Origin of the sequence: Pseudomonas sp. WOUb67, from assembly GCF_050058005.1 — a bacterium.
Taxonomy (GTDB): domain Bacteria; phylum Pseudomonadota; class Gammaproteobacteria; order Pseudomonadales; family Pseudomonadaceae; genus Aquipseudomonas; species Aquipseudomonas putida_R.
Genome location: NZ_CP170112.1, coordinates 1167015 through 1179411, shown reverse-complemented (window position 1 = coordinate 1179411; position 12397 = coordinate 1167015). Strand labels below are relative to the sequence as shown.

At 63.7% G+C, this 12397-nt stretch carries 11 protein-coding genes; 7 read left to right on the top strand and 4 right to left on the bottom strand.

Features of this window, described 5'->3' with window-relative positions; all coding sequences use genetic code 11:
- The first annotated feature begins 88 nt into the window (after positions 1-88).
- The 4 genes from metF to ABOC32_RS05220 all read left to right on the top strand — a co-directional run bounded on the left by metF (position 89) and on the right by ABOC32_RS05220 (position 5230).
- Complete coding sequence (gene metF / locus ABOC32_RS05235; RefSeq protein ID WP_012274536.1) at positions 89-934, top strand: methylenetetrahydrofolate reductase [NAD(P)H]; 846 nt, start codon at positions 89-91, stop codon at positions 932-934.
- A gap of 91 nt (positions 935-1025) precedes the next feature.
- Positions 1026-2102, top strand: coding sequence for a hypothetical protein (locus tag ABOC32_RS05230; protein ID WP_426810316.1), 1077 nt, complete (start codon positions 1026-1028; stop codon positions 2100-2102).
- 229 nt (positions 2103-2331) lie between these two features.
- A complete protein-coding gene (locus ABOC32_RS05225) occupies positions 2332-3120 on the top strand; it encodes a substrate-binding periplasmic protein (protein WP_426810315.1) in 789 nt (262 codons plus the stop codon).
- Positions 3121-3337: 217 nt separating this feature from the next.
- Positions 3338-5230, top strand: a complete 1893-nt coding sequence (locus ABOC32_RS05220) for a DEAD/DEAH box helicase (protein WP_426810314.1) — start codon at positions 3338-3340, stop codon at positions 5228-5230.
- A 93-nt stretch (positions 5231-5323) separates the two neighbouring features.
- Here the strand turns inward: ABOC32_RS05220 and ABOC32_RS05215 are convergent, their stop codons facing one another.
- The 3 genes from ABOC32_RS05215 to ABOC32_RS05205 form a co-directional block, all read right to left on the bottom strand.
- The gene (locus ABOC32_RS05215) at positions 5324-5902 is read right to left on the bottom strand and encodes a YceI family protein (protein ID WP_426810313.1); all 579 of its coding nucleotides are present in this window, start codon (positions 5900-5902) and stop codon (positions 5324-5326) included.
- Between the two features lie 34 nt (positions 5903-5936).
- The gene (locus ABOC32_RS05210) at positions 5937-6488 is read right to left on the bottom strand and encodes a cytochrome b (protein WP_086974225.1); all 552 of its coding nucleotides are present in this window, start codon (positions 6486-6488) and stop codon (positions 5937-5939) included.
- Positions 6489-6744: 256 nt separating this feature from the next.
- Positions 6745-8610 (bottom strand): flavin monoamine oxidase family protein, encoded by a 1866-nt coding sequence (locus ABOC32_RS05205; protein ID WP_426810312.1) that lies wholly within the window; start codon positions 8608-8610, stop codon positions 6745-6747.
- Positions 8611-8820: 210 nt separating this feature from the next.
- Between ABOC32_RS05205 and ABOC32_RS05200 the strand changes: the two genes are divergently transcribed.
- From ABOC32_RS05200 to ABOC32_RS05190, 3 genes are all read left to right on the top strand, one after another.
- A complete protein-coding gene (locus tag ABOC32_RS05200) occupies positions 8821-9312 on the top strand; it encodes a hypothetical protein (protein WP_426811569.1) in 492 nt (163 codons plus the stop codon).
- A 79-nt stretch (positions 9313-9391) separates the two neighbouring features.
- Complete coding sequence (locus tag ABOC32_RS05195) at positions 9392-10798, top strand: adenosylmethionine--8-amino-7-oxononanoate transaminase (protein ID WP_426810311.1); 1407 nt, start codon at positions 9392-9394, stop codon at positions 10796-10798.
- Positions 10799-10928: 130 nt separating this feature from the next.
- Positions 10929-11648: a 16S rRNA (uracil(1498)-N(3))-methyltransferase gene (locus tag ABOC32_RS05190; protein ID WP_426810310.1), complete on the top strand. Its 720-nt coding sequence runs from the start codon at positions 10929-10931 to the stop codon at positions 11646-11648.
- Here ABOC32_RS05190 and trhA read toward each other — a convergent pair whose 3' ends face one another.
- A complete protein-coding gene (trhA, locus tag ABOC32_RS05185; RefSeq protein WP_426810309.1) occupies positions 11649-12266 on the bottom strand; it encodes a PAQR family membrane homeostasis protein TrhA in 618 nt (205 codons plus the stop codon).
- Between the last annotated feature and the right edge of the window lie 131 nt (positions 12267-12397).

Genomic DNA, 12397 nt, shown 5'->3' with positions numbered 1-12397 from the left:
GCAACGATGCCCAAGCCAGGCCGGCCCACACCGCCCTGGCTTTTACTTGCAGCCTGCCGCCTGAAGCAGGCTGCTTGAGGAACGAGTAATGTCACAAGAGCGCCGCTACAGTTTCGAGTTCTTCCCGACCAAGACCGACGCCGGTCACGAAAAGCTGATGGGCGTCGCCCGCCAGCTGGCCACCTACAACCCGGACTTCTTCTCCTGCACCTACGGTGCCGGTGGCTCGACCCGCGACCGCACGCTGAACACCGTGCTGCAGCTGGAAAACGAAGTGAAGGTACCGGCCGCACCGCACCTGTCGTGCGTGGGCGACTCCAAGGACGACCTGCGCGCCCTGCTGGCGGAATACAAGGCTGCCGGCATCAAGCGCATCGTTGCCCTGCGTGGCGACCTGCCATCGGGCATGGGCATGGCCAGTGGCGAACTGCGCTACGCCAGCGACCTGGTCGAGTTCATCCGCCAGGAAACCGCTGACCACTTCCACCTGGAAGTGGCCGCCTACCCGGAAATGCACCCGCAGGCGCGCAACTTCGAAACCGACCTGGCCAACTTCGTGCACAAGGTCAAGGCTGGCGCCGACAGCGCCATCACCCAGTACTTCTTCAACGCCGACAGCTACTTCTACTTCGTCGAGCGCGCACAGAAGCTGGGCGTGGACATCCCGGTGGTGCCCGGCATCATGCCGATCACCAACTACAGCAAGCTGGCCCGCTTCTCCGACGCCTGTGGCGCCGAGATCCCGCGCTGGATCCGCAAGCAGCTGGAAGCCTACGCCGACGACACCGCCAGCATCCAGGCATTCGGCGAAGAAGTGATTACCCGCATGTGCGAACAGCTGCTGCAAGGCGGCGCACCGGGCCTGCACTTCTACACCTTGAACCAGGCCGAGCCGAGCCTGGCGATCTGGAACAACCTGAAGCTGCCGCGCTGAAACTTTTTGGCAAAGTCTGCTTAAGAAATGCTTAAGGCTTTGGTCATAGACTAAAGCCTTATTCATTTCCGGGTTACAGGTCTTGCCAGCCATGCAGCATCCCCAGCCATCGCGCCCACAGCTTGTCTACCTGGCTTTTGGCCCGGCAACCTACCATCAGGAAGCCTGCTTCAGCATCGTCAGCGCCCTCGCCCACCTGGGGCCGGCAGCAGGCGAAGCCATGGACATCCAGGTGTACACCGACAACCCGCAGCCCTATGCGAGGCTGCCGGTCACCGTCCACTTGCTGGACGCAGCCACGCGCCAGGCATGGAACGCCCCACACGGTTATCATTTTCGCAGCAAGCATGTGCTGCTGCGCCAAGTGCTGCAGCAACACCCGCTGGCCGTGCTGATCGACACCGACACTTTCTTCCGCACATCGCCGCTGCAGCTGTTCGCCCGGGTGGCCCCTGGCAAGCTGCTGTGCAATGCCATCGGCCCGCGCTATGGCGCAAACCAGAAGTGCCTGCTGTACAAGAACCTGCTGTCCATATTGCAAGCCCGGGGCCTGGCCGACTGCCAGATGCCACTGGTCAACTCTGGGGTAATCGGCCTCACAGCCGCGGACGCCAGCACCCTGGACCGCTCCATCGACATGATGGACGAGTTCCACCCGCTGGCGCGCGAGGCGTACACCCTCGAAGAGTTCTGCCTGGCGGTGGCGGCCTACCGCAAACTGGAGCTGGCCGAGTGCACCGATGTCATCCACCACTACTGGAGCCGCAAGGCGCAGTTCCGCGCCAAGATCCAGGCGTGGTTGCGCAAGCACGAGCATGACCCACTGAGCCAGGCGGCACTGGCCGACGTCACCCTGGTCAACGACCAGCTGCCACGGCCTCCTGCCCTGCACCGCCTGGGCTACAGGGCGCTGAGCCTGACCCTGCCCCGCCACGAACGCCAGTTCGCCCGCGAGCTGCTGTATGGCTGCTACCCCTACCCCAATGAGTTCGACCGCGCCTGCGCACCGGCCTGGTGGGACAAGGCCCTGGAAAACCTCAATGCCCGTCATGGCCGCATGGAGCCCGAGCGGCTGCGCCAGTGCCTGCGCCATCCGGGGTTGCGCCTGTCACTGGGGGAACGGCGCAAAGATATCGAAGTGCATCTGCTGAGAACATCCCAAGGCTGATACGCCCGCAAACCCATAGCCTTGCACAACCCCTGTGGGAGCGGGCATGCCCGCGAAGCAGGCAACACGGTAGATGGCACCGGCTTCGCCGGTGTTCGCGGGCATGCCCGCTCCCACAGTGATCGCGCGGGCCTTCAGCATTCGAGCAAGGCAACTGGCCCAAAGGATCGCGGCCGCTTTGAATATCAGGCCTCTGGCCTTGATTCCGCCGAGCGCGTAATCTCCGGCCATGCCACTCGTCGCCCGCCTGTTCTGGATCCTGCTGCTCGCCTGCCTGAGCCCGTTGGCCCTGGGCGAGCGCCTGCGCCTGGTGTCCGATGACTGGGCGCCCTACATTTATCAGCACGATGGCCAGCCCCGCGGTATCGACTACGAAGTCACCACCGAGGTGTTCAAACGCCTGGGTGTCGAGGTGGAATGGCAGTTCCTGCCGTGGAAGCGCTGCCTGGCCGTGATCGAGCAAGGCCTCGCCGACGGCATTCTGGACATTTTCCAGAGCGAAAACCGGCGCCCCTATCTGATATACGCACCCGAGCCCATGTCGGAGGTCGAGTTCGTGCTGTTCCAGGCCCACGCACGCCGCCATGCCGTGGCCGGGCCTGACGACCTCGCAGGCCTCACCGTAGGCACCTCGCCCGGCTACGCCTATGGCGCCGCGTTCAACCAGGCCACACATTTTCGACGTGAAGCGGCGCCGACCCAGGAGGCCAACTTCGGCAAACTGCTGCTGGGTCGTATCGACCTGGCCATCACCGACCGCAGGGTCGGGCATTACCTGATCCGGCATCTGGGCCTGGAGCAGCAAGTCGAGGAACTGCCGCTGGTGATCAACCGCCAGGCCCAGTACCTGGGGCTGGTGCGCAAACCGGGGCGCGAAACACTGGCCCTGGCCTTTGCCGAAGAACTGCAGCGCTTCAAGCAGGAACCGGCCTTTGCCGCCATCAGCCACCGGTACACAGGCGACATCGGAAACATTCTCAACGCCGTTGAGCAGCAGGAAAGCAGCACAGCGCGATAGCTCTGTTATACTCGGGCCTTCCCGCCCGGCTCACGCCCGGACGCTCGGCCTCGCAACAGGCATCCCGATCGGCACCGACGCCCCTTGGCGTTACCCTTCGTTTCCCGGATGTGCAGTGAAAGCCCAGCTGGACCGGACGCGATCGCATCCCACCGATGCCCGTCGCGCCAGGCAGAACATCCCAACGGGCCCAGCCCACACGAGAACAGGATCGCCCATGTCCTTTGCTTCCCTCGGTCTCTCCGAGGCTCTTGTCCGCGCTATCGAGGCTGCGGGCTATACCCAGCCGACCCCCGTGCAACAGCGGGCGATTCCCGCCGTGTTGCAAGGCCGCGACCTGATGGTTGCCGCACAGACAGGTACTGGTAAAACCGGCGGCTTCGCCCTGCCGATTCTCGAGCGCCTGTTCCCGGCCGGCCACCCCGACAAGTCGCAGCGTCACGGCCCGCGCCAGCCGCGCGTGCTGGTCCTGACCCCGACCCGCGAGCTGGCAGCCCAGGTGCACGACAGCTTCAAGGTCTATGCCCGTGACCTGCCACTGGTCAGCGCCTGCATCTTCGGCGGCGTTGGCATGAACCCGCAGGTCCAGGCGATTGCCAAAGGCGTTGACGTGCTGGTTGCCTGCCCGGGCCGCCTGCTCGACCTGGCCGGCCAAGGTAAGGTCGACCTCGCCCACGTGGAAATCCTGGTGCTCGACGAAGCCGACCGCATGCTCGACATGGGCTTCATCCACGACGTCAAGAAGGTGCTGGCACGCCTGCCATCCAAACGCCAGAACCTGCTGTTCTCGGCCACCTTCTCCAAGGACATCACCGACCTCGCCGACAAGCTCCTGCACAACCCGGAGCGTATCGAGGTCACGCCGCCGAACACCACCGTCGAGCGTATCGAGCAGCGCGTCTACCGCCTGCCCGCCAGCCACAAGCGTGCGCTGCTGGCACACCTGATCACCCTGGGTGCCTGGGAACAGGTATTGGTGTTCACCCGTACCAAGCACGGAGCCAACCGCCTGGCCGAGTACCTGGAAAAGCAAGGCCTGACCGCCGCCGCGATTCACGGCAACAAGAGCCAGAACGCCCGCACCAAGGCCCTGGCCGACTTCAAGGCCAACAGCGTGCGCGTACTGGTCGCCACCGACATCGCCGCCCGCGGCCTGGACATCGACCAGTTGCCCCACGTGGTCAACTTCGAACTGCCGAATGTCGAGGAAGATTACGTACACCGTATCGGCCGTACTGGCCGCGCCGGTCGTTCGGGCGAGGCCATTTCGCTGGTCGCACCGGATGAAGAGAAACTGCTCAAGAGCATCGAACGAGTAACCCGGCAGAAGATCGCGGACGGCGACCTGATGGGCTTTGACGCCAGCCAGGTGGAAGCCGAGAAACCGGAAGTACGCGAGCGCCCGCAGGGCAACGGCCGTGGCGGTCGCAACCAGCAGGCCCGTGGCGAAGGCGGTAAAGACTCCAACGGCGGCCGCAAGGACAAAGGCAAGGATAAAGGCAAGGCCAAGCCACAGGCTGCCGACAAGCCGGCCGACAAGGAAAAGAGCGGCGACAGGCAGCAGCAGGCGCGTAAGCCGCGTGACAAGAAGCCGCGCCAGCCACAGCAGCAGGCCAGCAGCAACAGCGCGCCTCAAGCCCTGGGTAACCGTGACCCGGAAGTGTTCCTGGACGACGACGTCGACAACTTCGGCAACCGTGCCGACTATGTCAGCCCGTACCAAGGCAAGAACCAAGGCCGCAATCGCCGCCCAGGTGGTGGTGCTGGCCAAGCTCAGGGTACCGGCCAACGCAGCAACACTGGGGGCCAGGGCCAAGCGCGCAGTGGCGGCCAGCAACGCAATGGTGGCAGTGCCGGCGGCGAAAAACGCCCGCCCCGCGCCAACAACGGTGGCGGTGCCCGTCGTGATGGCGGTGGCCGTGGTCGCCCGGCCCGTGACGATGGTGCCCGGCAAGAGCCGGCCGTGAGCAACCAGCGCCAGCCGGAAAAACAGCCGGTGATCATCCGCAAGGAGTCCAAACTCGACCGTTTCCCGACGCCAGAGCAACTGGATGACCTGCCGAGCCGCCCGCGCGGTGAGCGCCCTGCCCTGTTGACCCGAAAGGGTTGAGCCAGAGGTAACCTGTAGCGGCCCTGCCAGGGCCCTGAACGGGAAATGAAAACGCCGCCCAATGGGCGGCGTTTTCTATTGCCAAGGCAATGCTTACTTCTGCTTCACACCTTCAACACTGATATCCAGGTCCAGGGTCTGCGAAGTCGGGCCTGGGCCTTTGATGCCGAAGTCGTTCAGGTTAAGGGTGGTGGTGGCGTTGAAACCAGCGCGCTCACCGCCCCATGGGTCCTTGCCTTCACCGTTGAAGGTAGCCTTGAAGGTAACCGGTTTGGTCACGCCGTGCATGGTCAGGTCGCCGGTCACGTCAGCAGTCTTGGCGCCCGTCGACTTGACGGCGGTAGAGACGAACTTGGCTTCAGGGTACTTCTTCACGTCGAGGAAATCGGCACTGGCGATGTGCTTGTCACGCTCGGCATGGTTGGACGTCAGGCTGGCGGTTTTCAGGTCGACGCTGATCTTGCTGGCTTCTGGCTTGGCGCTATCCCAAGTGAAGTTGCCGTCGAAGTCCTTGAAGGTACCGTGGATGAAGCTGTAGCCCAGGTGGCTGATTTTCCAGTCGACGAACGCGTGCTGGCCTTCCTTGTCGATCTTGTACTCGGCAGCCATGACCTGGCCGGCGGAAAGCAGAGCGGTACCGAGCGCCAGAGCGGCAAAAGTCTTTTTCAACATCCTTATTTCCTTCCTATGCAATTGAGGTTGAGAGTCAAGCTTTGCGGCCCAACATGCGAGTCAGGGTCGCGTCACGGTCGATGAAGTGGTGCTTGAGCGCTGCCAGGGCATGCAGCACGGCAAAAATCACCAAGCCCCAAGCCAGCCAGAGATGAATCACACCCGCCACATCTGCCTGGTCAGGCAGGTCGCTGATCAGTGCCGGCACTTCGAACAGGCCGAACACCGGAATGCCGACGCCGTCGGCGGTTGAAATCAGGTAACCGGCACCCATTACCGCAAACAGACCCAGGTACAGCGCCAGATGGCCAAGCTTGGCCGCCAGGCGTGTGACTGCGCCATGGTTGGCGGGTGCCGGTGGTGGCGGGCTGATGAAACGCCAGACTACCCGCAGCAGCATCACCGCCAACAATACCAGGCCGATGCTTTTGTGCAGGTCCGGGCCGGCTTTGCGCCAAGGGCTGTAATAGTCGAGGCCGACCATCCACAGGCCCAGGCCGAACAGGCCGAAGACTGCCAGCGCCACGCCCCAGTGCAGGATGATGCTGACCACGCCGTAGCGAGAAGGTGAATTGCGCAGTTGCATGTTGGCGTGTATCCCCGTGAAAGCTGTGCACAGACTAACGCGTAACGTATCGAATAAAAGCGGAAAAAGTTGCTTCGGTTTATCGAGAAATCCGATATGTATTCTGAAAGCTTCCCATTAAGGAAACATTAACGATAGTCGGGGAAATAGAGGTTGCCAGTACTGGCCTCTTCGCAGCACAAGGCTGCTCCTACAGGGGGATGCGGTGCCTGTAGGAGCAGCCTTGTGCTGCGAAGAGGCCGGCACTGGCGATCAATCAGCCAGCCTTGGCCTGGTTATTGACCACAGCCTTCTTCGCAGGCTCGGATTTGGCGGTCGCCTTCTTCGTCTCGGCAGGCTTGTGCACTGGTTTGTGCGCAGGCGCATGCTTGGCCGGCGCGGCCTTGGTTGCCGCAGGCTTGGCAGCCGCTTCCTTGACCACCGGCGCTGGTGCTACCGGGGCCGGCGCGGCTTGTGGAGCAGGTGTAGGCACCGGCGCCACCTCCTCGGCCTTGGCAATTGGCTCAGCCTTCACCTCTGGCGTTTCAGCCCCGCCAAACAGGCGCTTGAAGAAGCCTGGCTTGTCCTGCTTGGCCTCTTCGACCTTCCTCGGCTCGGATTTGACAGGCGCCTTGTCAGCCTTGTCGCCCTTGTCGGACGAACCACCAAACATATTGGAGAAGAACCCGCCCTTGCTGTCCTTGGCCGCCGCCGCACCTGCTGCAGTTGCCGCCGCAACCGGCACCGCCTTGGCGGGGTCGAACGACTTGCCGGCCAACAGGTCCTGTGCCTGGCTGGCCGCACGCTGGCCACTGCGCAGGGCGCCTTCCAGGGTGCCTGGGTAAAGGGCATCGGTGTGTTCACCGGCAAAGGTGATGCGCTGCACCGGGCGCTCCCACAGGCGCCAGTATTTGCTGATCTGCCCCGGGCCATAGGCCAGGTAGGCGCCGCCGGTACCGGCGTCAGTGCTGTAGCGCTTCACCTCATAACCGGTGAAGGCACCACGGGCCTGCGGGTAGAACGCATGCAGGCGGATCAGCACCTGGTCGACCATCTGCTTGTCGCCGAATGCCTGCAGCAGGCGGGCGTTGTCACCGGAAAGGTTGATCACCACGTTGGCGCCGCCCTTGAGGGCCGGCTCGATCCACAGCATGCCGAGGCCGGCGTTACTGAAGATTTCGCCCGACATGCGCGCGCGGCTTTCCCACACGGGCTTCTTGAACTTGAGCATCAGCTGGTCGCGCCAGCCATAGTTGGTGCCTTTGAGCGCCGCCACGTGCTGGTTGTCCAGGCCCGGGGTCATCTGGATCTTGGCCAGGGCCCGCAGCGGTACGGCCATGACCAGGTAATCCGCCTGGTAGCCGACGCTGCCGACTTTTACCGTTACGCCATCCTTGTCCTGGACGATGGCGGTGACCGGCGAGCTGGTCTTGATGGTCTTCAGCTGCTTGACGAAGGCCTGGGCCAGCACCGGGCTGCCGCCGGGCAGCCGCGCGGCACGCAGGTCGCGGTCGCTGACACCGCGGTACACGCGGTTCTGCTGGGCGAAATACAGCAGCGACAGCCGCGACGGCTCATCGTAGCGGGTACGGATCTGCTGGTTGACCAGCTGACGGGCGGTGGCCGGCAGTTGCAGTTTGTCCAGCCAGGTGGAAACGTTGATCTGGTCGAGGGCGAACAGCGTGCTGGTTGCCTGCGGGTTCAGCGGGTCATCGATCGAACGGGCCAGGTCATCGAGGGTTTTCTCGTAGCGCTTGAGCGCTTCGGCGGTAGCGGGTTGCTTGGTGGCCAGGTCGGTGGCGCTAAAGTACTCACCGTCGATCAGGTAACCGGGGGTACGCACGAACTCCGGCGCCGGCAGTGTTTCAAGCTTGAAACGGTCAAGATACTGGTTGAGCACCGGCTGCGCCTTGGCATTGCCGATCCACTCGCTGGTGGCCAGGCCCGAACGCCCGCCCATGCCCGACTTGGCCTCCAGCAGGGTCACCTGCCAGCCTTTGTTCTGCAGTTCGTAGGCTGCCGTCAGGCCCGCCAGGCCGCCACCCACGACAATCGCCGTGGGCGTCTTGTCCTTAGCCAGCGCGGCGCCGCTGGAGACACCAATCAATACCAACGCGCACAGGCGCACCCAAGCAGCAGCCATGTCGGCGAACTCCGAGTCAGAGGTTACAGAAACGGGGAGAGGCAGGAATGCCCCGGGAAGATGCGTTAAGAATACGTCAGGTCCGACCACCCTGCCAGCGCAGTGACATCAAGTCCTTTTGGCAACTGACATTTTTGCCAGTAGCCATGTCACACGGCAGCAAGCCAAGCTGGCGAAACTGGCCAGAAGCCCCGCCAGGAGGGCATGCGCATGATCTTCGAGGAGCACTTTCAACACGTCGAACGGCAGTTTCTATGGCACAAGCAGACGCTTCACACAGCGTCCGGCCTGAGCATCCGCTCCAACAGCACGTCGTGGACCGGCTTTCATGAAGCCTTCAAGGGTGAAGACGGCACCGAGCTGGTCATTGGCGAACACAGCGACGTGGAAATCGTCTTCGCCCAGGAAGTCGAGTGCCTGCGCCTGGAATACTACGTGGTCAGCGACTTTCTCTGCGACGACCTGCACATGCTGTTCGATGCTGAAAAGATAGATTACGACCTGGCCGCCCCGGTCCCGCGCAACTTCTACTGGCTTACCGTGGAAGGCAGCGGGTTTCGCGACCTGCGCCCCGGCCCCATCGCCACGCACCCCTACCACCAGCTGATCGACGGCCCCTTTCGCCGCCTGACCATCTCCACTTCGCAGGCCGGTACCGTGCACATCCGCCGGCTGGAATGGACCGGCACCCACCGCCATTGAAAGGCAGCGGTTGTCCTGCCTTGCGGCATTGCTTAGGCTTACGCGGTCGAACCACGCCGCAAAGCCAGGAGAAGTGCCCATGGGCCTCAACGATCAGTGGATGCAACGCGACCTCAAGGTCCTGTGGCACCCCTGCACCCAGATGAAAGACCACGAGCAGCTGCCGCTGATCCCGATCAGGCGCGGCGAAGGCGTGTGGCTGGAGGACTTCGAAGGCAAGCGCTACCTGGACGCGGTGAGCAGCTGGTGGGTCAATGTGTTCGGCCACTCCAACCCGCGCATCAACCAGCGCATCAAGGACCAGGTCGACCAACTGGAGCACGTGATCCTGGCTGGTTTCAGCCATCAGCCGGTGATCGAGCTGTCCGAGCGCCTGGTGGCCATGACCCCGGCCGGTCTCGACCGAGTGTTCTACGCCGACAACGGCTCGTCGTGCATCGAAGTGGCGCTGAAGATGAGCTTCCACTACTGGCAGAACGTCGGCAAGCCGGGCAAGAAGCGCTTCGTCACCCTGACCAACAGCTACCACGGCGAAACCATCGCCGCCATGTCGGTAGGTGATGTGCCGCTGTTCACCGAAACCTACAAGGCGCTGCTGCTGGACACGATCAAGGTGCCCAGCCCCGACTGCTACCTGCGCCCCGAGGGCATGAGCTGGGAAGCGCACTCACGCAACATGTTCGCCGCCATGGAACAGACCCTGGCAGAGCACCACGCCTCGATCAGCGCCGTGATCGTCGAGCCGCTGATTCAGGGTGCCGGCGGCATGCGCATGTACCACCCGGTTTACCTCAAGCTGCTGCGCGAGGCCTGCGACCGCTACGACGTGCACCTGATCCACGACGAAATCGCCGTGGGCTTTGGCCGCACCGGCACGATGTTCGCCTGCGAACAGGCCGGCATCCGCCCGGACTTCCTGTGCCTGTCCAAGGCCCTGACCGGTGGCTACCTGCCGCTGGCCGCGTGCCTGACCACCGACAAGGTGTACCAGGCGTTCTATGACGACTACCCGACCCTGCGCGCGTTCCTGCACTCGCATAGCTACACCGGCAACCCGCTGGCGTGCGCTGCGGCACTGGCGACCCTGGACATCTTCGAACAGGACAACGTGATCGAGGCCAACAAGGCCCTGGCCACGCGCATGGCCACTGCCACTGCACACCTGGCCGATCATGCACACGTTGCCGAAATCCGCCAGACCGGCATGGCCCTGGCCATCGAGATGGTCAAGGACAAGGCTGGCAAGGTGGCCTACCCCTGGCAGGAGCGGCGCGGCCTGAAGGTGTTCGAACACGCCCTGACCCGCGGCGCCCTGCTGCGCCCGCTGGGCAGCGTGGTGTATTTCCTGCCGCCGTACGTGATCACCCCGGAGCAGATCGACTTCCTGGCCGAGGTGGCCAGCGAAGGCATCGATATTGCCACCCGCGACAGCGTCAGCGTTGCCGTGCCGGCCAACTTCCACCCCGACTTCCGCGACCCGGGCTAGCCACCGTAAGCCCGCCTCCGACCCTGTGGGAGCGGGTTTACCCGCGAATGCGGTGTTGCCCCCACCATCGCATTCGCGGGTAAACCCGCTCCCACAGGGTCACATGATCCCTTTTCGTCCGAGCTGAACCATGAGACTGTCCCGCTTCTTCATCGACGCCCCCCTGAGCCTTGGCGAGCACGACCTGCCCGAAGCCCAGGCCCACTACATCGGCCGTGTACTGCGCATGGCCCCCGGCGACGCCGTACAGCTGTTCGACGGCAGCGGCCAGGAATACCTCGGCCAGTTGCTTGAAGTGGGCAAGAAAACCGTCCGCGTCAGCCTTGACCAGGCGCTCGCCGGCCAGGCCGATTCCCCCCTGCACGTGCACCTCGGCCAGGGCCTGTCCCGTGGCGAGCGCATGGACTGGGCGATCCAGAAAGCCACCGAGCTTGGCGCCAACGAAATCACCCCGATCGTCAGCGAACGCTGCGAGGTGCGCCTGAAAGACGAACGCGCCGACAAGCGCCTGGCGCACTGGCGCCAGGTGGCGATCAGTGCCTGCGAACAGTGCGGCCGCTCCACCTTGCCGGTCATCCACCCACCCGTGACCCTGGCCGAATGGCTGGCGGGCAGCAAGGCGGACCTGAAACTGGTGCTGCACCCGGTGGCCGAGCCGCTTACCAGCCACGACAAACCTGCGACCCTGGCCTTCCTGATCGGCCCCGAAGGCGGCCTGAGCGATGCTGAAGTCGAGCAGGCCAAAGCGTCTGGCTTCCACGCCGCCCGCCTTGGGCCACGCGTGCTGCGCACCGAGACAGCCCCCGTGGTGGCGCTGTCGGTGGCACAGCAACTGTGGGGCGATTTTTAACTAGCGCACGTAGAACGACACCGCCACGAAGTGCAGCAGGCTGCCGGCAATCACGAACAGGTGCCAGATACCGTGCCCGTGGCGCAAGCGGCTGTCGAGCGCGAAGAAGATGATGCCCACGGTGTAGAACACCCCGCCGGCGGCCAACCAGGCAAAGCCGGCGCTGCCCAGTGAGTGCAGCAACGGCTTCACCGCCACCAGCACGATCCAGCCCATTACCGCGTAGATGATGATGGACAGGACCCGCGCCTCGGAGCGCGGCTTGATCTCCTGCAGCATGCCGATCACCGCCAGCCCCCAGACCACGCCGAACAGGCTCCAGCCCCAGGGGCCACGCAGGCTGACCAGGCAGAATGGCGTGTAGCTACCGGCGATCAGCAGGTAGATCGACAGGTGATCGAGCTTGCGCATGATCGCCTTCGCCCGCCCGCGCGTGCTGTGGTACAGGGTGGAAATGCTGTACAGCAACAGCAGCGTGCTGCCGTAGATGGAGAAACTGACGATCTTCCACGGGTCGCCTTGCAGGCCCGCAACCACGATCAGCCAGATGGCACCGATACAGGCCAGGACAGCACCGACCAGGTGGGTCCAGGCGTTGAAGCGTTCACCGTAATACATGCAAACACAGACCTCCTCAGGTGGGCTGGGTTCCTGATGTGATGCTGATGGCCTCACCCGGTGTCGATTTCAAGGTAAACACAAGCCCTGTAGGAGCAGCCTTGTGCTGCGAAGAGGCCATAGCAGCCGAA

Bases quoted from the DNA above. Each gene is read 5' to 3' on its own strand.
- metF (WP_012274536.1), top strand. From the start codon at position 89: ATGTCACAAGAGCGCCGCTACAGTTTCGAGTTCTTCCCGACCAAGACC.
- ABOC32_RS05190 (WP_426810310.1), top strand. From the start codon at position 10,929: ATGAGACTGTCCCGCTTCTTCATCGACGCCCCCCTGAGCCTTGGCGAG.
- ABOC32_RS05230 (WP_426810316.1), top strand. From the start codon at position 1,026: ATGCAGCATCCCCAGCCATCGCGCCCACAGCTTGTCTACCTGGCTTTT.
- ABOC32_RS05200 (WP_426811569.1), top strand. From the start codon at position 8,821: ATGATCTTCGAGGAGCACTTTCAACACGTCGAACGGCAGTTTCTATGG.
- ABOC32_RS05220 (WP_426810314.1), top strand. From the start codon at position 3,338: ATGTCCTTTGCTTCCCTCGGTCTCTCCGAGGCTCTTGTCCGCGCTATC.
- ABOC32_RS05195 (WP_426810311.1), top strand. From the start codon at position 9,392: ATGGGCCTCAACGATCAGTGGATGCAACGCGACCTCAAGGTCCTGTGG.
- ABOC32_RS05215 (WP_426810313.1), bottom strand. From the start codon at position 5,902: ATGTTGAAAAAGACTTTTGCCGCTCTGGCGCTCGGTACCGCTCTGCTT.
- ABOC32_RS05205 (WP_426810312.1), bottom strand. From the start codon at position 8,610: ATGGCTGCTGCTTGGGTGCGCCTGTGCGCGTTGGTATTGATTGGTGTC.
- ABOC32_RS05210 (WP_086974225.1), bottom strand. From the start codon at position 6,488: ATGCAACTGCGCAATTCACCTTCTCGCTACGGCGTGGTCAGCATCATC.
- trhA (WP_426810309.1), bottom strand. From the start codon at position 12,266: ATGTATTACGGTGAACGCTTCAACGCCTGGACCCACCTGGTCGGTGCT.
- ABOC32_RS05225 (WP_426810315.1), top strand. From the start codon at position 2,332: ATGCCACTCGTCGCCCGCCTGTTCTGGATCCTGCTGCTCGCCTGCCTG.